19 protein-coding genes and 1 other RNA gene are annotated in these 19,798 nt (G+C 39.6%); 18 read left to right on the forward strand and 2 right to left on the reverse strand.

Features of this window, described 5'->3' with window-relative positions:
- Positions 1-80 precede the first annotated feature (80 nt).
- The 13 genes from HMPREF2607_RS01650 to pepC all read left to right on the forward strand — a co-directional run bounded on the left by HMPREF2607_RS01650 (position 81) and on the right by pepC (position 12,040).
- Positions 81-536, forward strand: coding sequence for a MarR family winged helix-turn-helix transcriptional regulator (locus tag HMPREF2607_RS01650; protein WP_070475500.1), 456 nt, complete (start codon positions 81-83; stop codon positions 534-536).
- Positions 537-592: 56 nt separating this feature from the next.
- Positions 593-1,858, forward strand: coding sequence for an acyl-CoA thioesterase/bile acid-CoA:amino acid N-acyltransferase family protein (locus HMPREF2607_RS10440; RefSeq protein WP_070475502.1), 1,266 nt, complete (start codon positions 593-595; stop codon positions 1,856-1,858).
- A gap of 231 nt (positions 1,859-2,089) precedes the next feature.
- Complete coding sequence (locus HMPREF2607_RS01660; protein ID WP_037610682.1) at positions 2,090-2,956, forward strand: ABC transporter ATP-binding protein; 867 nt, start codon at positions 2,090-2,092, stop codon at positions 2,954-2,956.
- Positions 2,956-3,798, forward strand: a complete 843-nt coding sequence (locus HMPREF2607_RS01665) for an ABC transporter permease (RefSeq protein WP_037610680.1) — start codon at positions 2,956-2,958, stop codon at positions 3,796-3,798. The genes HMPREF2607_RS01660 and HMPREF2607_RS01665 overlap by 1 nt, the downstream gene beginning before the upstream one ends.
- Positions 3,799-3,816: 18 nt before the next feature.
- Positions 3,817-4,272 carry a LytTR family DNA-binding domain-containing protein gene (locus tag HMPREF2607_RS01670; RefSeq protein WP_037610678.1) on the forward strand — a complete coding sequence of 152 codons (456 nt, stop codon included), beginning with the start codon at positions 3,817-3,819 and terminating at the stop codon, positions 4,270-4,272.
- Between the two features lie 9 nt (positions 4,273-4,281).
- Positions 4,282-4,713, forward strand: coding sequence for a DUF3021 family protein (locus HMPREF2607_RS01675; protein ID WP_037610676.1), 432 nt, complete (start codon positions 4,282-4,284; stop codon positions 4,711-4,713).
- A gap of 81 nt (positions 4,714-4,794) precedes the next feature.
- Positions 4,795-5,505: a MerR family transcriptional regulator gene (locus tag HMPREF2607_RS01680; RefSeq protein WP_021143516.1), complete on the forward strand. Its 711-nt coding sequence runs from the start codon at positions 4,795-4,797 to the stop codon at positions 5,503-5,505.
- A 211-nt stretch (positions 5,506-5,716) separates the two neighbouring features.
- Entirely contained in the window at positions 5,717-6,400 is a 684-nt protein-coding gene (locus tag HMPREF2607_RS01685) for an ABC transporter ATP-binding protein (RefSeq protein WP_021143517.1), read from the forward strand.
- The gene (locus HMPREF2607_RS01690; RefSeq protein ID WP_083278649.1) at positions 6,369-7,670 is read left to right on the forward strand and encodes an ABC transporter permease; all 1,302 of its coding nucleotides are present in this window, start codon (positions 6,369-6,371) and stop codon (positions 7,668-7,670) included. Before HMPREF2607_RS01685 ends, HMPREF2607_RS01690 begins: the two co-directional genes overlap by 32 nt.
- A 184-nt stretch (positions 7,671-7,854) precedes the next feature.
- A complete protein-coding gene (locus HMPREF2607_RS01695; protein WP_070475504.1) occupies positions 7,855-9,309 on the forward strand; it encodes a nicotinate phosphoribosyltransferase in 1,455 nt (484 codons plus the stop codon).
- Between the two features lie 11 nt (positions 9,310-9,320).
- Positions 9,321-10,142: an ammonia-dependent NAD(+) synthetase gene (gene nadE, locus HMPREF2607_RS01700; RefSeq protein ID WP_070475506.1), complete on the forward strand. Its 822-nt coding sequence runs from the start codon at positions 9,321-9,323 to the stop codon at positions 10,140-10,142.
- 15 nt (positions 10,143-10,157) lie between these two features.
- Positions 10,158-10,601: a DUF805 domain-containing protein gene (locus HMPREF2607_RS01705; RefSeq protein WP_060973143.1), complete on the forward strand. Its 444-nt coding sequence runs from the start codon at positions 10,158-10,160 to the stop codon at positions 10,599-10,601.
- A gap of 101 nt (positions 10,602-10,702) precedes the next feature.
- A complete protein-coding gene (gene pepC, locus HMPREF2607_RS01710; protein ID WP_070475508.1) occupies positions 10,703-12,040 on the forward strand; it encodes an aminopeptidase C in 1,338 nt (445 codons plus the stop codon).
- Between the two features lie 104 nt (positions 12,041-12,144).
- Here the strand turns inward: pepC and pbp1a are convergent, their stop codons facing one another.
- Together pbp1a and recU are read right to left on the reverse strand one after the other, a co-directional pair.
- Positions 12,145-14,436 (reverse strand): penicillin-binding protein PBP1A, encoded by a 2,292-nt coding sequence (pbp1a, locus tag HMPREF2607_RS01715; protein WP_070475511.1) that lies wholly within the window; start codon positions 14,434-14,436, stop codon positions 12,145-12,147.
- Positions 14,436-15,032, reverse strand: a complete 597-nt coding sequence (gene recU, locus HMPREF2607_RS01720; RefSeq protein ID WP_002886506.1) for a Holliday junction resolvase RecU — start codon at positions 15,030-15,032, stop codon at positions 14,436-14,438. Before recU ends, pbp1a begins: the two co-directional genes overlap by 1 nt.
- A gap of 76 nt (positions 15,033-15,108) precedes the next feature.
- Between recU and HMPREF2607_RS01725 the strand changes: the two genes are divergently transcribed.
- From HMPREF2607_RS01725 to HMPREF2607_RS01745, 5 genes are all read left to right on the forward strand, one after another.
- Complete coding sequence (locus HMPREF2607_RS01725) at positions 15,109-15,624, forward strand: SLOG family protein (RefSeq protein ID WP_021143524.1); 516 nt, start codon at positions 15,109-15,111, stop codon at positions 15,622-15,624.
- A 108-nt stretch (positions 15,625-15,732) separates the two neighbouring features.
- Positions 15,733-16,065, forward strand: coding sequence for a cell division regulator GpsB (gene gpsB / locus HMPREF2607_RS01730; RefSeq protein WP_002883687.1), 333 nt, complete (start codon positions 15,733-15,735; stop codon positions 16,063-16,065).
- Between the two features lie 14 nt (positions 16,066-16,079).
- An RNA gene (rnpB, locus tag HMPREF2607_RS01735) (RNase P RNA component class B) lies at positions 16,080-16,447 on the forward strand.
- A 149-nt stretch (positions 16,448-16,596) separates the two neighbouring features.
- Entirely contained in the window at positions 16,597-17,763 is a 1,167-nt protein-coding gene (locus HMPREF2607_RS01740) for a THUMP domain-containing class I SAM-dependent RNA methyltransferase (RefSeq protein ID WP_070475528.1), read from the forward strand.
- A gap of 2 nt (positions 17,764-17,765) precedes the next feature.
- Positions 17,766-19,769, forward strand: coding sequence for a cell division site-positioning protein MapZ family protein (locus HMPREF2607_RS01745; protein ID WP_070475513.1), 2,004 nt, complete (start codon positions 17,766-17,768; stop codon positions 19,767-19,769).
- Positions 19,770-19,798 lie beyond the last annotated feature (29 nt).

Consider the following 19,798-nt stretch of genomic DNA (forward strand, 5'->3'; position numbering starts at 1 on the left):
TAGCTCTGGAGGATTTTTTTAGGCTCAGCTTGACAAGAAATAGTAGTTTTGTTAATGTTATTAACAAAAAGAGGGACACTATGAATAAGAAAGAACTGCATAAGTTTAATAATCGTTTTAACAGCTTTGCTTTAGCTTTTGAACAGTTGAAAAAGGCTCAGCATAGGAACAGTATTGATAAATCAATCACTATTAATGAAGTCCATTTGATTGACCTAATAGGTCGCAATCAGCCTGTGAATCTAGTGAAATTATCTGAGTTACTTGAAGTCTCTAGGAGTGCCATTACTCAGAGTGTTAGACGTTTAATCAAGAAAGACCTCGTTTCTTTTGAATTTGCACCGGATAATGAAAAAAATAAATATCTGATATTATCCCAAAAAGGGGTTGACGTTTTTAACATTCATAAAGAGCAGCAAGAACATATTGAGACAGCCATTTTTTCAGTTTTAAAAAACTATAGTGATGAGGACCTTCAAATGGTTATGAAATTGATGGATGATGTTGAAAAGGTATGGCAAGAATTACCGTGGTAAAAATCACGGTAATTTAAAAACTATATTGTTAATCACATTAACAAAAAGAGGAAGATATGAATATAAAAATTGAACTGATCTCAGAGTCTGATTTAGCAGACGAATCTTTTAATATTGTCATCGATGGCTTAAAACCAAGAGAAATATATCGAGTCGAAATGTATTTATCCGATTATTATTGTATCAATGCTCCCATGCTTTTAGCTCATGATGTTTTATGGAAATCAGCAGCGACTTTTGTATCAGATAAGAATGGTATTATTGATATTTCACAAACTCCATCTTGTTCTGGCTCTTATGAAGATATTGCAACAATGGGGTTATTCTTTAATGCCAAACCTTTGACCAATAGGAAAAAGAAACTTCCAAACTCTCTTTCTAAAATTCCCTTATTAGATCATTTTTTTGTGGATATCAAAATTATGCAAGAAAATACTATCATTGCAGAGAGAACTTTCACAAGACATTACATGAGTTCGCAAATTAGTCATAAAGATATTTACGGGAGATATTTTCAAGGGAGACTCTTTTATGATAAAAAGGCAATAAAAACACCAGCATTGATTATTGTGAGCGGTAGTGAAGGACGGATTGAAAAGGCACAGAATATAGCTCAACTTTTATCTTCTAGAGGTTATATTTGCCTAGCAATTGCCTACTTTGGTTTAGAGGGGTTACCAAAACATTTGGAACGTATTCCTTTAGAGTGCCTTGTGGAAGCGAAGGATTATCTACGTAAGCACCCTCAAGTAGATAGTGAAAAAATTGGAATCTATGGACGGTCTAAGGGGGCAGAGTTGGTTTTAGCTGAGGAGAGCCTTTTTAATGACATTCAATGTTTGGTACTAAATTCACCCTCTGATGTGGTGTATGAAGGGATAGAAGGGAAATGGAACTCTCATACTTCTTCTTGGACGCATTTGCAAAAAGAACTTCCCTATCAAAAGTTTCGACTTAGAGATTATCTGTTCAGTAAACTTTTTAGAAAACCTATCCCTAAAGATTGCTCTGCTAGGATAGACATTAGTCAATTACATTCGCCAATTTTATTGCTCGGAAGTACTGTTGATGAAATATGGGATGCCTCGTCAGCAATTGATGATATTGTTTCACATTATAAAGGACACCACATTACATTTAAAAAATACCATGAAACAGGTCACATGTTGACAGTGGCTTATCAACCCAATCATCGCTATCGAAAAGATTGGCGTTTACTGCTGAAAGAGAGCAAGGATTCTTGGTTGGCTACGATTCATTTTTTTGATAGGCATTTGAAGAAGCGATGCTACAAATCCTATGGAAAGGATATAAAAAAGTAATTCATTCCCCCTTTTGATGGGTTCTTATAGTGAGAGATTTTGTTCTGTTTTACCGGCAATTAAAATTGAAAGTCAGTTTGTCTTTTTTTATTGGGGGAATTGATTTTTATGAAAAATACTGTTAATCTCTTCCATCTCGCCACTCATCTCTTCATTTTGACCACTTATCCCCAAAAGCCGTTTAAAAAACGGCTTTTTTGCTAGACTGGTTCTATCAAAAGGAGAGAGAACATGATATTACAAGCTAAAAACATAAGCAAACGGTATGGGAACCACCTTGTTGTTGATAATATTCAATTACAATTTAAAAGAGGGACTTTCAATGCGATTCTAGGACCAAATGGGGCGGGGAAATCAACGACAATTTCCATGGTGATTGGTTTGAAACAACCAACGCAAGGTGAAATCATCTATGAACCCGGTACTAAAATTGGTGTGGTCTTCCAGACTAGTGTTTTGGATGAGATGCTGACTGTTAGGGAAAATCTGGCCATTCGTGCCAGACAGTATAAAGAACTGAAACCCAATCGTGTGTCTGATCTCATTGGTCGGCTAGGTCTATCAGCTTTCCAAAAGCAGAGATACGGGACGCTTTCAGGTGGCCAAAAGCGTCGGGTTGACATTGCGCGTGCTCTACTCTCACAACCAGATATTCTGTTCTTAGATGAGCCAACGACAGGTTTAGATATCCAAACTCGGAAGTCTATTTGGGATTTGCTCTATCAATTGCAGAGAGAAGAGGGAATGACCGTTGTACTGACCACGCATTATCTTGACGAAGCAGATGAAGCTGATCAGATTTATATTGTGGACCATGGGAAAGTGATTGCTCAGGGATCGGCATTAGATATTAAGAGCCAGTATGCAAAAAACATCTTGAAGATTCGTTTCAAGGAGATAGAGCAGATAGAAAGTCTTAAAACTTCGGGAATGTCAGTAGAGCAACAAAGTCAAATGGAGTATGTTTTTCAACCCGAGAGTGAAAGGGAAGCTATTGATTACCTGGCACAAGTTAGAGATAGAATAGCCCATTTTGAGTTTCGTCCAGGGACCATGGATGACGCCTTTATTGCACTTACAGGAAGGGAGGTTCGCTAATGCTAGCTTTACTAAAGCGAAATTTTTTATTGTACTTCAGGAATCGTTCAGGAGTTTTCTTCTCCTTGTTGGGAGCCTTGATTTCCTTTATTCTCTATATTATTTTTCTTCAAAAAAATCTAACAGATGCTTGGAATCAGCTACCCAATAGTGGTCCTTTGTTAAATAATTGGTTAATGAGTGGGGCGCTGGCTGTGACAGGGACAACGACGAGTCTGGCTGCCCTGACTCAGTTGGTAAAGGACCGTGAACATCAAGTAGATCAGGATCTTTATTTATCGAATCATGGGAAATGGCGGTTACCATTTTCGTATCTAGCGAGTGCAATCATCATTTCTTTTGCCATGCAAGTCCTAATGTATGTACTGATGTGTGGCTATTTTAGAGAAGTTCCAACCCTTTCTCTATTACCTGAGGTGCTCCTCATCATGCTGCTTAGTAGCCTGCTTTCTAGTTTAGTGAATGCCATTTTTGTTTATTTTTTCCAATCTGTAGACAGTTTGGGGAAGTTTGCGACCATAGTGGGGACAGCTTCTGGTTTTTTGGTAGGAACTTATGTACCTTTGGGCGTTTTACCTGATTTTGCACAACTACTAATGAAATGTACTCCAGCAACTTATATTGCATCACTTTATCGGCAAGTACTCATGAAAGAAACATTAAGTGAGACCTTTAAAGGTCAAGATAACCTTCTTCGAGAGTTCCAAGAAAAAATGGGCGTTCAGCTCAAGTGGCAAGGTTTGTTGACAAAGGAAAATACTTACCTTATAGTGTTAGGAGGTATTCTTCTAGCAAGTATTCTTTGGATTGTTTTAGTGAAAAGAACTAGCCAGAAAAAATAAGTGAGAGTTGGAATAGGAATGAAACTTCGTTTTGAAGAAAAATCAGATATTTCGGTAAAGGATCCCTGTGTGGTCATCCAAGCAGAGCGATTGTCTGATCAAGCACGAGAGGTAATGGATTATCTCGAACAATTTTCAGTTGTAAATCAAGTGGTGATTCCTATTAAAACGGATGATCATTTGGTTATGGTAAAAATTGATGACATTATTCTAGCTGAGATTGAGAAGAATGTGTTAACGATTTATACCGTAAACAATACCTATACGATGAGAGAGACACTGACAAACTTTCAGCATCGCATCAATCGTCGAAGTTTTTTACAGATATCACGTCATGCTGTTATGAATATAGATCATTTGGAATCACTATCGGATAGTTTTTCTGGCAATATGATGGCTAAAATGACAGGTGGAGTTAAGTCTAGTGTCAGCCGAAAATATGTCAAATCTTTGATGGATTATTTAGGGGTGTAGGAGGAACCAATGAAACGTTTAATTGCTTATTTTGTATCCGGCGTGAGAACGGGATCGTTCTTTTACCTTGCACTCCTTTTACTTGGTCAATTATTTCCCCAGATTATCTATCCCAAAGTTAGTGTAGGAAATATTTTAGCCCTCTTTATGATGAGTGGTTTAATGGGAATGCTCTCGTGGATTTTGGAAGAGCTTGACCGCATGTCGTACAGATTAAGAGTAGTCTTGCATTTCTTGTTGACGGCGATTGTACTTACAGTGACTTGTCTGATATCAGGCTGGTATGAGGCTTTAACGAACCCTGCTATCTGGATTGTTTTCATTTTTGTTTATATTATTATCTGGCTTTATCTCATTTGGCAAATGCATATGAGAACACAGCGTATTAATCAAGCTTTACTGCATCGTCGAAGCCAGAAAAAGAAAAGTAATAAATTATAGTAAACTTCAAAAAAATACTCTTTTTCCTCTTGACCCTCACGCCACGTCATAGCCTATACTCTTAATCAGAGAGGAGTTCTAATGAAATCTGTAAAAGAAGTGAGCCAACTATCAGGTGTCAGTGTACGCACCCTTCATTATTATGACGAAATTGATTTGCTGAAACCGTCAGTTGTGGCTGAAAATGGTTACCGTTACTATAATCGCGATGCGGTTGTCCGTTTGCAAGAAATATTGCTTTACCGTGAGTTAGACTTTCCTCTCAAAAAAATTAAGGAAATCGTAGGTCAACCAGGTTATGACAAAGTTCAAGCGCTTAGGGATCAGATTAAGCTCTTAGAGCTGAAAAGGTCCCGTTTAGAAGCCGTCATAGCTCATGCCAAGGCCTTACAAATGGAGGAAGAAGAAATGTCATTTGAAGCATTTGATCAAAAAGCTGTAGAAGCCTTTCAGGAAGAAGCTCAGGCTAGATGGGGTCAGACAGAAGCTTATCAAGCTTTTGCGGCTAAGGGAGAGGAATCCTTCCCTGAAGTTACAAAAGAGATGACTGCAATCATGTCTACCTTTGGACAGCTCAAGGAGTATAATCCTGGGGATGATAGTGTTCAGGAGCAAGTAAAGGTGTTACAAGACTATATTAGTCAGCATTTTTATCCATGTGACCAAACGGTATTAGCTGGTCTCGGTCAGATGTATCAAACAGATAATCGCTTTTCTAGTTTTATTGATAAAGTTGGAGGAGCAGGGACTGCCACTTTTCTCGCAGAAGCTATTCGTATTTATTGTCAATAAACTAAAGCCAAAGTCTTAGGGACTTTGGCTTTTTTCATGCCATAGTGACATTTATGTCACTATTTTTATAATCATTTAATGATTATAATTAATGTATCGTTTTAGAAGGCGATTAGTTAACGGTTTTTGTTATTTTGCTTGAAAATTTCTTGCAGGTAATCAGATAGAAACTAATCAAATTCTAATCTAAACCAAATTTACGGAGGAACTCATGTCCATTTTAACCATCGACCACATCTCAAAGTACTATAATCTCGACGGTACGAACCAAGAGCGCGCTTTGAACGATGTTACACTTGAGATTGCACCAGGAAAGATCACTGCTATCTACGGTCCATCTGGCTGTGGTAAGACCAGTCTGCTTAGTATTATTAGTGGTCTGGATAGTCAGTATCAAGGAAATCTTTATTTCAAAAATCAAAACATGCGAGATTTTTCAGAGCGTGACTTGACCTATTTTAGAAAGGCTCACATTGGCTTTGTCTTTCAAAATTTCAATCTTATCTCTCATCAATCAGTCCTTGAAAATGTCAAGATGCCTCTTTACGTTAAAAATATGACTGATAAAGAGATGGCCGAGATTGCGGAAAGGGAGCTTAGCCGTCTTGGAATCGGAGACTTTATCAAGAAAAATGTTAAGCAGCTTTCTGGTGGGCAAAAACAACGTGTGGCCATTGCCCGTGCCCTAGTCAATAATCCAGAAATGATTGTGGCTGATGAACCGACAGGTTCTCTTGATTCTCAGTCTCAGGAAAATGTTCTCGACATTTTTAAAGAGCTAGCCGAGGCAGGTAAAACTGTGATTATCGTAACCCATAACCCTGAAGTGGCGGATTATGCGGATGTTGTCATTAAAATGAAGGATGGTGAAGTCGTTGAAACAATCGAAAAATAAGGGGTTGACCCTCAAGAACAAGCTCAAATTGTCATTGAACAACTTTATGGAACGTAAGTGGCGTAATCTTTTGATTGCGACGGCAACTTCCATTGGTTTTATCGGTGTCCTAATTTCCTTTGGTTTGGGAAATGCTATTGTTGGTATGATTAATGACAGTACCGATGGTGGCAACATTCCATCCCAAATTCAGATCAGTCTTAGTGCTAAATCAGCAGCCAGAGGGGTTCTAAATGCGGATGATGAGAAGTTTATTCGTAATCAGATTAAGAGTGATGACATTAAGTATTTGGAGAGTCCCTTTGGAATGAATATGGCAAGTCTTACCCTTGATGGCAAGACCATGGATTTCAGTAAGGACCTTCCTAACTATTCTCAGGTTATCAGTCTTTACAAGAACACAAAAATCTCTACATCTCGCAATGATAAGGATAAAATTTCAGCTGGGAAACCTTTTAAATCTGAAGATGAAAATGGCTTAACCCTTCCGATGAGTTTTGTCAAACGCTACAACCAAGAAACAGGGAAGAAGCTCAAGGCTAAAGACTTTATCGGTAAAGAAATTTCAGCTCAGATTGTTGAAAATACTGCTGAGGGAACTAAAGTAGCGGATATCAAGACTAAGATTGTCCGTATTGTTGATGACAGCGAGGATGCTGAAGAGAGCAATAGCTATATGCCAGCTAAACAATTGGAAGAATTGCTCAAAGAAAATGGCTTTACCAAAACAGTCTCTTACATGCTTTTGGAGCTCAAAGATCCAGCCAAGACTAAGGAAGTCACTAAAAAATTGCAGAAAAACAAGAAGTATCTGGTTCTTTCACAGCAGGCCATCCTAGATGTCATTATTAAATTCATCCGTGTGATCCAGGCCCTCTTGATTATCCTTTCGTCACAAGCTATCCTAGTTTCAGCTGTTATGATTGGAATTATCATCTATATTAATATTATGCAACGCTCAAAAGAGATTGGTGTTATGAAGGCTGTCGGTTATCTTAATCGTGACGTGAAAGCTATCTTTGTTTATGAGGCCCTATGGATTACGGGTACCTCACTAGCTCTTGCCCTCCTTGTATCGCAGGGTATTGGAAGCTTAGCCAACATGATTGTTTCACATCTCTACCCAAGTGTCAGCAAGGTGTTTGACCTAAATCTGACCTCAATTCTCATCATGTTTGGCTTCTCACTCTTGATGGGCTATGTGTCAGCCTACCTTCCAGCCCGTAAAATCAGTAAAATGGACCCTGTCGAGTCCCTAAGATATGAATAGAAATAAAGAGTAGTCTCCTCGGGCTACTCTTTTTTGTCAAAACAAGCATTAGAAAATTCGGAAAATCCAAACAATAATTAACTTTCTGAAAAGTGGAGACAATTGCTCAAAAATGCTATAATAGTCAGCATATACAGGCTATTAATAACAAAAAAAGAAGTACCTATTCGATAGGAGGAATTCCATGTATAAAGATGACAGTTTAACCTTGCACACTGACTTGTATCAAATCAATATGATGCAGGTTTACTTTAACCAAGGTATTCACAATAAAAAGGCCGTTTTCGAAGTTTATTTCCGTCAACTTCCGTTTAAAAATGGCTTTGCTGTATTCGCAGGTCTGGAGCGTATTGTCAACTATCTTGAAAATCTGACCTTCTCAGAAACTGATATTGCTTATCTAAAAGATTTAGGTTATCCTGAGGATTTTCTGGACTATCTAGCCAACCTAAAACTCGAGTTGACTATCAATTCAGCACTTGAGGGTGATTTGGTATTTGCTAATGAACCGATTTTCCAAGTGGAAGGTCCCTTGGCTCAGTGTCAGCTAGTAGAGACTGCCTTGCTAAATATCCTCAATTACCAGATTCTTATTGCTACCAAGGCAGCTCGTATTCGTTCTGTCATTGAGGATGCTCCTTTGTTGGAATTTGGGACACGTCGTGCACAAGAGATGGATGCAGCAATCTGGGGAACACGTGCAGCCGTGATTGGTGGTGCTGATGCAACGTCAAATGTACGTGCCGGCAAGATTTTTGGCATCCCAGTTTCTGGTACACATGCCCATGCTCTTGTTCAAGCCTATGGCAACGATTATGACGCCTTTAAAGCCTACGCATCTACTCATAAGGACTGTGTATTCCTTGTAGATACCTATGACACCCTTAAGATTGGTGTTCCGAATGCTATCCGTGTCGCTAAAGAGCTAGGTGATAAGATTAATTTCTTGGGTGTTCGTCTTGATTCAGGTGACTTGGCTTATCTATCGAAGCAGGTCCGTAAGCAACTGGATGCAGCTGGTTTCCCTGATGCCAAAATTTATGCTTCAAATGACCTTGATGAAAATACCATCCTCAACTTGAAGATGCAAAAGGCCAAGATTGATGTCTGGGGAGTGGGTACTAAGCTTATCACTGCCTATGATCAACCAGCCTTGGGTGCTGTCTACAAGATTGTCTCAATGGAAGATGATCAAGGAGTCATGCATGATACTATCAAGTTGTCCAACAATGCTGAGAAGGTTTCGACACCAGGTAAGAAGCAAGTGTGGCGTATTACGAGTCGTGCTAAGGGCAAATCAGAAGGTGACTATATCACTTTCGCAGACACGGATGTTAATGCTCTAGAAGAAATTAATATGTTCCACCCAACATACACCTACATTAATAAGACTGTTCGTGATTTTGATGCAGTGCCACTCTTGGTCCCAATCTACGACAAGGGGCAACTCATCTATGACTTGCCTAGTCTTAATGAAATCAAGGCTTATGCGACTAAGGAATTGGATGAGCTTTGGAATGAGTACAAGCGCGTGCTTAACCCTCAAGATTATCCAGTTGACTTGGCTAAAGATGTCTGGGAAAACAAGATGACCTTGATTGATAATGTCCGTAAGAAAGCCCATGACTTGTCAGAGTAAAAGGAGAAATTATGACTTTGCAAGAAACTATTATTGCTCAACTAGGCGTTAAACCTAGCATTGATCCAAAAGAAGAGATTCGAAAATCTGTTGATTTTTTGAAGGCCTACATGCTAAAGCATCCTTTCCTAAAAACCTATGTTTTGGGAATTTCAGGAGGTCAAGATTCTACATTGGCTGGTCGTCTGGCACAACTTGCGATTGAAGAGCTCCGTGCAGAGACAGGAAAAGACTATCAGTTTATCGCCATTCGTTTACCATACGGTGTCCAAGCAGATGAAGATGATGCCCAACGTGCTCTTGCTTTTATCAAGCCAGATGTGAGTCTTGCAGTTAACATCAAAGAAGCTGTTGATGGTCAGGTTTCTGAACTTGCCAAGGCAGGCGTAACCGTTTCTGACTTTAACAAGGGGAATATCAAGGCCCGTCAACGTATGATTACCCAATACGCGGTTGCGGGAGAAAATAGTGGGGCAGTTATCGGGACAGACCACGCCGCTGAAAACCTTACTGGCTTCTTCACAAAATTTGGCGATGGTGGTGCGGATATTTTGCCGCTCTTTCGTCTAAACAAGCGTCAAGGTGCCGCCCTTCTTGCAGAACTTGGTGCGGACAAGGCCCTTTATGAAAAAGTGCCAACAGCTGACTTGGAAGAGGACAAACCAGGAATCGCTGATGAAGTGGCACTTGGTGTGACCTACCGTGAAATTGATGATTACCTTGAAGGCAAGGAAGTCTCAGCCAAAGCTCAGGAAACTATTGAGTCTTGGTGGCGTAAAGGTCAACACAAACGTCACTTGCCAATCACTATTTTTGATGAGTTTTGGAAATAAGAGGAGAAATGAATTATGATCAAAGCTTATATTGATTTTTGGAAACGTGCCTTTGATTTTAGCGGACGTTCGACTCGTCCAGACTACTGGTGGGCTTACTTGGTTAATGTCATTATTATTACTATTCTTACTGTTTTTTGTGTTCTTATTCCTTTCTTCAGTAATGTTGACCTTAGTGACCCAGCTCTGTTGAATAATCAGACTGAACTGCAAAAAATAATTATTACCTATGCTTGGCCACTAATGCTTTTTAGCTTAATTGAACTTATCCCTCAATTGTCTCTACAAATCCGTCGTTTAAGAGATGCAGGCTTTCATCCGGCTTGGGTACTTCTAAGTTATATAGGGCTTGTACCAATCTTGGTTATCTTCTCATTGATTGGAAGCATTGTCCTCCTTATCATGTCTTGTCAACCAACGAAACCAGCACCTGAAACGCAGTTTGATAAAGTTGAATAAGATTGTCCTACCCCTAGGTTTAACCTAGGGGTATTTTTAAATTGAATTTTCAGAAATTAGTGATAAAATAGAGAAGAATAAGGCTTAAAAGGAGGAATCTTATGACTTCACTATCAACAGATTTCACAGATAAACTATTTGCAGAATATGAGGCCAATGCCAAGTACAGTGCTATTGAGAATGCTGTAACTCATAATGGCTTGCTCAAATCCATCGAAACACGTCAATCAGAAGTTGAAAACGACCATGTTTTCTCAATCGATTTGACTAAAGATGAGGTGTCTAACCAGAAAGCTTCAGGACGTTGCTGGATGTTTGCGGCACTAAATACTTTCCGTCACAAATTAATCTCAGACTTTAAATTGGAAAGTTTCGAACTTTCTCAAGCCCACACCTTCTTCTGGGACAAGTATGAAAAATCGAACTGGTTCTTGGAACAAATCATTGCTACAGCAGATCAAGAGATTGGCAGTCGTAAGGTTAAATTCCTTTTGGATACCCCACAACAAGATGGTGGACAATGGGATATGGTCGTATCACTTTTTGAAAAATATGGTGTTGTGCCAAAATCAGTTTATCCAGAATCTGTAGCTTCAAGCAATAGTCGTGAGCTTAATCAATACCTCAATAAGCTTCTTCGTCAAGATGCTCAAATCTTGCGTGATTTGATTGCTGGTGGTGCTGATCAAGCTGCTGTTCAAGCTAAGAAGGAAGAGCTTCTTCAAGAAATTTTCAATTATCTTGCCATGACTCTTGGTTTACCACCACGTCAGTTTGATTTTGCCTACCGAGATAAAGATGACAACTATCAATCTGAGAAAAATATCACACCACAAGCTTTCTTTGAAAAATATGTGGGTCTAAAACTCAGCGACTATGTGTCAGTCATCAACGCTCCAACAGCTGATAAACCTTTCGGGAAATCTTATACTGTTGAGATGTTGGGTAATGTTGTGGGTGCACCAAGTGTTCGTTATATTAACCTCCCAATGGATCGTTTCAAAGAGCTTGCCATTGCACAGATGAAGGCTGGAGAGACTGTTTGGTTTGGTTCAGATGTTGGTCAAGTTTCAGACCGTCAAAAAGGTATTCTTGCAACTAATGTTTATGACTTTACAGCTAGCATGGATATTAACTTGACTCAAGACAAGGCAGGACGTTTAGACTACAATGAATCTCTCATGACTCATGCCATGGTATTGACTGGGGTTGATTTGGATGCTGATGGTAAACCTATTAAATGGAAGGTTGAAAACTCTTGGGGAGACAAGGTCGGACAAAAAGGTTACTTTGTCGCTTCCGATGCCTGGATGGATGAATACACTTATCAAATCGTTGTTCGCAAAGACTTCCTTACAGCTGAAGAATTAGCAGCCTATGAAGCAGAGCCACAAGTACTTGCTCCTTGGGACCCAATGGGAGCCCTTGCTTCAAAATAAGACAATATATAAAACCACTGGAAATGATGCTAGTGGTTTTATATAGCTTCTTTAAATTTTATCGGTAAAAAAAGAGTTATCCATTCGGATAACCCTTTTATTTCTTATTCTTCTGCTGTAGCAGTGTTTGAATTTGAATGTTCAGAACCGTTAGAGGCCGATGTCGATGGATTTGTTGAAGCATCAGGGCCGTACTGTTGACTATCTTGTGAACTTGATGAGTCACTGCTTTGGCTTGAGTCTAAACTTGATGATGAGCTAGATGTTCCAAGTGATCCTGTGTAAACATTTGATGTTGAAGAACCAGTAAGGAAGACATAGCTACCATTATTATAAACACCGCTAGGCATATCGAAATCTTCAGAACCCGCACCATACATCTGGTTAAGGTAGCCACTTGTTACACCGTAGATTTGTTTAGCAATGTCAAGGTCTGAATCATGAAGTGGTGTTTTACGGTTTTTGTAACCTGTCCAAATCGCCATTGAATACTTAGTATTGTAACCAACGAAAGTTTCATCTGGAACCATAAGATAAGCATAGACGCCACTTTCTTTTTGTACCTTGTAGTATTCATCGTCATCATAGTTAGATGTACCAGTCTTACCAGCATTGAATGTACCAGGGACATAAGCTTCAGTTGCTGTACCACCTGTCATTACTTGTTTCAACATGCTTGACATCATGTAGGCTGTTTGTGGCGACATGGCCTCGACACCTTTAGAATCAAATGATTTAGTTGAACCGTCTTCAAACTTGATTGATTTAATGTAAGATGGTTTATAGTAAGTACCACCATTTGCAAAGGCTGCATAAGCTGCGGCCATCTTCTCACTTGATGCACCATACTTAGAATCTGATGATGATGTTGAAGATGAGATGGCATTTGAGTAGTACATTTCTGGATACTCGATACCCAAATCTTTCAAGAAGGATTGTGCATATTCCAAACCAGCAGCTTGGAGAGCTTTAACGGCTGTAACGTTACGTGACTGTTGAAGCGCATAAGTCAATGAAATGCTTCCGTAATACTTACGGTCCCAGTTGTAAACTGGTGTTGAAGAACCTGGGAAATTGTAAGGATTATCGTAAACAGTCGTACCAGTGTTTGTATAAACACCTTTTTCAATAGCAGGAGCATAGTCAGTGATTGGTTTCATTGCAGAACCCCAGTCACGGTCTGTTTGAACAGCTTGGTTGGTACCAAGTGCAACGTTTTCGTCTTGGTGACGTGAACCCAATTGGGCAACGACACGACCATTAGTAACATCAATAATAGTAGAAGCAACTTGGAGACTATCGTTTGGATAGTATACGTAGTCGTTAGTATTATAGACGTTCCAGATATATTTTTGAATATCTGGATTAAGGTTAGTGTAGACGTCGAGACCTGCTGAGTAAATATCAGTGTTGGCATCGGTAGATACCTGTTCAATAACTTGTTTGATGTAGTTATCTAAGTATGGCTCATAGCTAGCTTTCTTCGTAAGTGGAAGAAGGCCATCTGATACATCAGTTGCTTTAGCTTGCTCGTACTCTTCTTTAGAAATATTCTTGTCTTCATACATTTCGTCAAGAACAGTGTTACGACGTTCTTTGGCAGCATCTGGATTAGCATAAGGGTCATATTGTGTTGGTGCTTGTGGAATACCAGCAAGAAGAGCCGCTTGGGCAACAGAGAGGTCACTCAAGTCCTTACCAAAGTAAGATTTAGCTGCAGTCTTCATACCGTAGTAACCATTACCCATATAAACCTTATTAATATAGAAGGTCAAGATTTCTTGTTTTGTGAATTGACGCTCCATTTGGAGTGACAACCAGATTTCTTGTGACTTACGTTTAAGGGTTTGGTCAGAAGTGTTAGTTGAGAAGTAAGCCAACTTAATCAACTGTTGGTCGAGCGTAGACCCCCCTTGGGTGCTGCTACGACGAAGGTTGTTGATAGCTGCCCCCATGATACGGTAGACGTCAATCCCACGGTGAGTGAAGAAACGTTTATCCTCGATAGAGGTGATGGCATTAACTAGAGTTGTTGGAATTTCATCTGTTGATGCACTCTCACGTTTCTCAGCTCCCAAGTCGGCAACAAGACTACCATTAGCGTCGTAAATCTTACTTGAGTTTGTTGATTGCAGTTTGTTCTCGGTAAGTTTAGGAACACTGCTAACATAGTAGGCAAAGAGGCTACCACCAGCGATGACACAGACTACAAAGAAAGTAAGCAGTCCAATAAATCCGTATTTTGCAATACGCCAGCCCAAACTTTGGTCTGAAGCGGCAGAGCGTTTTCCTTTGCCATAGCGAGAAGAATCTGAACGCTTGACCTTGATGTTTTTAGCACGTTTAGTCAAACCGTTAAGTGATTCTTTAAAGTTGCTGAAATTAAATTTAGCCATTATGTGTTACCACCTAATAATTTTTCAATGATTTCTAAGTAAGGAACTTGAGGATAAGCTGCTTCTGCAATTGCATAGCCTCTTTTTTTGATATAATCAAGAGGCATTGATTTCGTCCCTTTATCAATCTGATAAAAAGCGATTAAGTCTTTGGCAGGCAGAAGGTAGGTTTCCTTAAGCGTCGAGAAGTGAAGTAGCACGAAGCAGATCCCATCTTGACTGATGACCTGAGACATGTGCTCAATTTGATGCGCATGAAAGTTTTTCATAGGCATGGATGTCTTTTGTCGTGTCTCTTTGGCTTCAAAATCAATGTAGTATCCTTTGTAAACGCCGGAGTAGTCGGTAGTAGAAGCTTGTCTAAAGTAAGCTTCTACAATCTTTGCCCGTGAGCGTTTGGGATAATCGACTTTGACAATTTGAACAGGGGTAGGTTTTTTATGAATAACGGCTAAACCACGCGACAAATAGTAATCATTAGTCGCGTTAATAGCAGATTCAAAGCTCATCCCCCGATTGGCAAAGTCAACTCTATTTGATTTTTTAGGACGTACTTGTGCTATCTTACGAGATATCTGATGGGGATAGTTTACCATTTCTTTCCCTTCTTCTTTATAAGATATGCATAAAGACTATTTTATTATACCATAAAATGAACGAGGAAAACAATAAATGACATCACTACTGGTAACTGGTTATAAGAGCTTTGAACTCGGTATTTTTAAAGACAAGGACCCTAAAGTAACTATTATCAAGAAAGCAATTAAACGTGATTTTAAGCGTTTCTTGGATGATGGTGTGGATTGGATGATTTTTACCGGCAACCTCGGTTTTGAATTTTGGGCACTAGAAGTGGCCAAAGAACTTCAGCAAGACTATCCTTTGAAGTTAGCGACACTCTTCCCTTTTGAAACGCACGGTCAGAATTGGAATGAAGCGAATCAAACGAAACTAGCAGCTTTTAAGCAGGTTGATTTTGTCAAGTATAGCTTTCCCGCTTACCAATCTCCAGCTCAGTTTAAACAATTTAATCAGTTTCTCATTGATAATACGGATCAAGCTTATTTATTTTATGAACCTGAAAATGAAACAAATCTGAAATATTTTTACGATATGATGATAGAAGCAAGTGATTATCCTGTATCACGTTTGACTTTTGATGACCTCAATGAGGTTATGTCAGAATAGGATTTAGTTGAATTTTAAACTTGCATTTTTATCATTTTTTCTGTATCATAAAAACATTAGACAGTAAAGTATTAGTAAGTTAGAAAAGACAAGTATTGGAGAATAAAAATGGCTAAGATTAATTTAACGCCCAAGAAAATCTACGAACAAGAATTTAAAACAAGCATGCGTGGATACGATAAAAAAGAAGTTGATGAGTTTTTAGATGATGTAATCAAAGATTACGGTGTCTATATTGCTCTAGTTAAGGAATTGCAAGAAGAAAATGCAAAACTTAAGGCTAAAACTTCTTCAGCTCCTGCAAGTCGCCCAGCATACGCAAGCGCGACAAGTGAGCCATCACGTGCGAATGCCAATGTTGCTTCGGCTTCAAACTATGATATCTTAAAACGTATCAGTCGTTTGGAAAAAGAGGTCTTTGGAAAACAAATCGTCGAATAAAACTGGTTTGTGCAATTTTTGGATAATCGCATGGTTGCTAGTCTTCCATGAGGAAAGTCCATGCTAGCACTGGCTGTGATGCCAGTAGTGTTTGTGCTAGGTGAATTAATAAGCCTAGGGACTTGATTTTCAAGTTACGGCGAGTGAACTGGCTAAGTCTTCGGATAGGTTTTAGTAGCTCTGAAAGTGCCACAGTGACGGAGTTTTTAGGGAAACCTAAAAAGTGGAACGCGGTAAACCCCTCAAGCTAGCAACCCAAACTTTGGTAGGGGCATGGGATGGCTGGAAACGAACGGACCATCCTGACTGCTTTGCAGTAGACAGATGATTATCGAAGGAAGTGGTACCTAGTCACTTCTGGAACAAAACATGGCTTATAGAAAATTGCATATAGGTGAGGCTGGGACACATGTCTCAGCCTTCTTTTAGCAAGAATTCTCTCTTTTACAACTATATCTAAAGAAAAGAGTGGAAAAATAAGCCATCAGTTAAGAAAGTTTGTACTTGTAACAATGAGATAAAAGGATGACAATGAAAGAAACATTTACATTAGTAGCAACTGCAGCAGCAGGTCTTGAAGCTGTGGTTGGACGTGAATTGCGTGAGTTAGGTTATGACACTCAGGTTGAAAATGGTAAGGTGCGTTTCCGAGGCGGTGTTCGTGCAATTGCTGAAACCAACCTTTGGTTGAGAGCAGCAGACCGTATCAAGATTGTAGTAGGTGAATTTCCAGCACGTACTTTTGAGGAACTCTTTCAGGGAGTTTTTGCCTTAGACTGGGAAAATTATCTTCCGCTAGGTGCAAAGTTCCCGATTTCTAAAGCTAAATGTGTTAAATCAAAGCTTCATAATGAGCCATCTGTTCAGGCGATTTCCAAAAAAGCTGTCGTTAAGAAATTGCAGAGGTATTTCCACCGTCCAGAAGGAGTGCCTCTTCAAGAAACAGGAGCGGAATTTAAGATTGAAGTTTCTATTTTAAAGGATAAGGCTACGGTTTTGATTGATACCACAGGTGCTAGTCTCTTTAAGCGTGGCTACCGTACTGATAAAGGTGGGGCACCTATTAAGGAAAATATGGCGGCTGCTATCCTTGAACTTAGTAACTGGTATCCAGATAAACCGTTGATTGACCCGACTTGTGGTTCAGGGACCTTCTGTATTGAGGCTGCAATGATTGGTATGAACATTGCACCAGGATTTAATCGTGATTTTGCCTTTGAAGCATGGAATTGGGTAGATAAAGATTTAGTACAGTCGGTACGTGATGAAGCAGATAGCAAGGCAAACTATGATGTTGAATTAGACATTATGGGTTGTGATATTGATGGCCGTATGGTTGAGATTGCAAAAGCCAATGCTCGTGAGGCAGGTCTTGAAGATGTTATTAAATTGAAACAAATGCGTTTACAGGACCTGAAAACAGATAAAATCAATGGTGTCATTATTTCAAACCCTCCTTATGGTGAGCGTTTGTTGGATGACAAGGCTGTGGATATCTTGTATAATGAAATGGGTCAAACTTTTGCGCCACTTAAAACTTGGAGCAAGTTTATCTTGACCAGCGATGAACAATTTGAAAGCAAATACGGTATGAAAGCCGATAAAAAACGTAAGCTTTATAACGGGACCCTCCGTGTTGATTTGTATCAATATTTTGGTGAGCGTGTTCGCCGTTCTGAGGCTAGAAAGGTAAATTAAACGTGTCAGAAGATAAAACACAAAATGGCTATGAAGGTAGCCAAGAGCTAGATTTCCAAGATGCCAAGGAAATGACAGTCGGTGAGGCTGTCCGCAAAGAAGCTGAGATTAATGCTGGTGTAACAGAAACAGATAGCATTTTGGATAAGTATATCAAGCAACACCGCGAAGAAGTTGCCTCACAAAAATTTTCAAAGAAAATTGAAGCTGATGGCGACACATCACCTTTGGATGCTTTTATTCAAAAGCAACGTCAGGAGTTTGCAGATTCAGGTTTGATTGGTCAATCAATGGCTAATGAGTCAATCAACTCAACAGCAGCTACTGAAGAAGTAACACCAGTCACATTTGGTTTTGGTGCTACAGATAACAAGGCTGATGAAACTCAATCTCATATTGACAAGCAGTTGCCAAATGCTCCTGTTGAACCTGAGGTTATTGCAGAACCAGAAAGTCAAAGTTCTGAAGTTATCATTACATCAACGAATGCTGATCGTTTCATCACGTCAGAAACAGAAAAATTTGACCTTGGTGATGCACTTGCAGATTCAGCTACTTCAACTAATCAGCCAACGCCAGCCTATAACGATGCATTGATAGATAATATTGATGATAACAATCCTTTGATTGCTAACATCGATGATCCAGAACCACAAAATCCTGTTGTTGCCAATGTTGACGATACTGAGCCGCAAGCTTCAAAACCATTGTTGGATGATGCTGCTATCTCAGACACTATCGATTTGGCGGCTATTGCATCAACAGTGGCAGGCGTAACTGGAGCAAAAGCTGACGAAGAAGAGACAACACCAACAGTGTCTATGACAGTTAATCGCCCATCTGCAGAAGACAGAATCTCTTCAGAGTCTATTTCACCATCGCATAAGAGTGCCTTTGATGGTGACATTCCAGTTTACCGTCGTAAAGGTGTTGTTATCGGTGCTCTAGCAGTTCTTGCTTTAGCTATTATTGGTGGTAGCTATGCTCTTTATAAAGGAACACATAGCCAATCGGCAAAAACAACAAGCACAGCTTCTTCAGCAGTGACGTCATCATCAAGCAAGGACACGGCAGCTGCTGATAATAAGGCCTTCGAAGAAATGTATAAGAATTTCTTCACAGATGACGAGCAAACAAAACTCGCTAATGATCAATTTGGTAAGCTATCAGATTTGGAAAAACTGCTCAAGAAATTGGAGAAAACCAAGTATTATGATGCAGCTAAGAAAAAATATGATAACTTGAAGAAACAAATTGAAGCTGTACAAAAGATTAACAGTCAGTTTGAGTCAGATGCTCTTGTAGATGGTAGCTATAATGCCTCTATCGCTGTTAAATCAGATGCTAACTTTAATAATCTTCCAGAAAGCGTAACAACAACTGGGAATGCGAGTCTTGATAGCACTATCCAAGAAGCGATTAAGGGTGGTAAGACTCAGCTTGAAGAAAAAGCTAAGGCTGCGAGCGCAACATCTGCAGCGACAGCTGCTGATAGCGCCAATACTGCTAGTCCTGCTGCACCTTCAGGTGATAACACGTCTGGAGCAGCTTCTACTGGTGGTGGTGCGGCTGCATCAAATACATCTGGAGCGCAAAATGGAGCAGCTAACTCAGCAGGTTCAACAGGTTCAGCTGGTGCGACTGGAGGAACTACTGGTGGCTCAGCTGCAGCTTCAACAGTTGTAACACGCGGAATCACAAATTATAACCCATCAATCCTTCAACGTGACCGCTCACGTGTGCCTTATAATGCAAATGTAGTAGCAGATACAAGTAACCCAGCTTGGACTTGGGCTGATGGTGTTCTTGATAAGATCATAAATGAATCACACTCACGTGGTTACTTCTCAGGAGATAACTTCATCCTTGAGCCAGTTAACATCATCAATGGTAATGGTTACTACAACTTGTACCTTCCAGATGGAACTTACCTCTTCAGTATCAACTGTAAGACAGGTTACTATGTTGGTAATGGTTCAGGTCACTCAGATAAACTTGATTATTAATAATAATCTGCGACACTCCCTAGGGAGTG

This window comes from Streptococcus sp. HMSC078H03 (assembly GCF_001808655.1).
Lineage (GTDB): Bacteria > Bacillota > Bacilli > Lactobacillales > Streptococcaceae > Streptococcus > Streptococcus salivarius_G.

Excerpts from the sequence above, each read along its gene's own strand:
- HMPREF2607_RS01650 (WP_070475500.1), top strand. The coding sequence starts at position 81 with ATGAATAAGAAAGAACTGCATAAGTTTAATAATCGTTTTAACAGCTTT.
- HMPREF2607_RS10440 (WP_070475502.1), top strand. The coding sequence starts at position 593 with ATGAATATAAAAATTGAACTGATCTCAGAGTCTGATTTAGCAGACGAA.
- HMPREF2607_RS01660 (WP_037610682.1), top strand. The coding sequence starts at position 2,090 with ATGATATTACAAGCTAAAAACATAAGCAAACGGTATGGGAACCACCTT.
- HMPREF2607_RS01665 (WP_037610680.1), top strand. The coding sequence starts at position 2,956 with ATGCTAGCTTTACTAAAGCGAAATTTTTTATTGTACTTCAGGAATCGT.
- HMPREF2607_RS01670 (WP_037610678.1), top strand. The coding sequence starts at position 3,817 with ATGAAACTTCGTTTTGAAGAAAAATCAGATATTTCGGTAAAGGATCCC.
- HMPREF2607_RS01675 (WP_037610676.1), top strand. The coding sequence starts at position 4,282 with ATGAAACGTTTAATTGCTTATTTTGTATCCGGCGTGAGAACGGGATCG.
- HMPREF2607_RS01680 (WP_021143516.1), top strand. The coding sequence starts at position 4,795 with ATGAAATCTGTAAAAGAAGTGAGCCAACTATCAGGTGTCAGTGTACGC.
- HMPREF2607_RS01685 (WP_021143517.1), top strand. The coding sequence starts at position 5,717 with ATGTCCATTTTAACCATCGACCACATCTCAAAGTACTATAATCTCGAC.
- HMPREF2607_RS01690 (WP_083278649.1), top strand. The coding sequence starts at position 6,369 with ATGGTGAAGTCGTTGAAACAATCGAAAAATAAGGGGTTGACCCTCAAG.
- HMPREF2607_RS01695 (WP_070475504.1), top strand. The coding sequence starts at position 7,855 with ATGTATAAAGATGACAGTTTAACCTTGCACACTGACTTGTATCAAATC.
- nadE (WP_070475506.1), top strand. The coding sequence starts at position 9,321 with ATGACTTTGCAAGAAACTATTATTGCTCAACTAGGCGTTAAACCTAGC.
- HMPREF2607_RS01705 (WP_060973143.1), top strand. The coding sequence starts at position 10,158 with ATGATCAAAGCTTATATTGATTTTTGGAAACGTGCCTTTGATTTTAGC.
- pepC (WP_070475508.1), top strand. The coding sequence starts at position 10,703 with ATGACTTCACTATCAACAGATTTCACAGATAAACTATTTGCAGAATAT.
- pbp1a (WP_070475511.1), bottom strand. The coding sequence starts at position 14,436 with ATGGCTAAATTTAATTTCAGCAACTTTAAAGAATCACTTAACGGTTTG.
- recU (WP_002886506.1), bottom strand. The coding sequence starts at position 15,032 with ATGGTAAACTATCCCCATCAGATATCTCGTAAGATAGCACAAGTACGT.
- HMPREF2607_RS01725 (WP_021143524.1), top strand. The coding sequence starts at position 15,109 with ATGACATCACTACTGGTAACTGGTTATAAGAGCTTTGAACTCGGTATT.
- gpsB (WP_002883687.1), top strand. The coding sequence starts at position 15,733 with ATGGCTAAGATTAATTTAACGCCCAAGAAAATCTACGAACAAGAATTT.
- HMPREF2607_RS01740 (WP_070475528.1), top strand. The coding sequence starts at position 16,597 with ATGAAAGAAACATTTACATTAGTAGCAACTGCAGCAGCAGGTCTTGAA.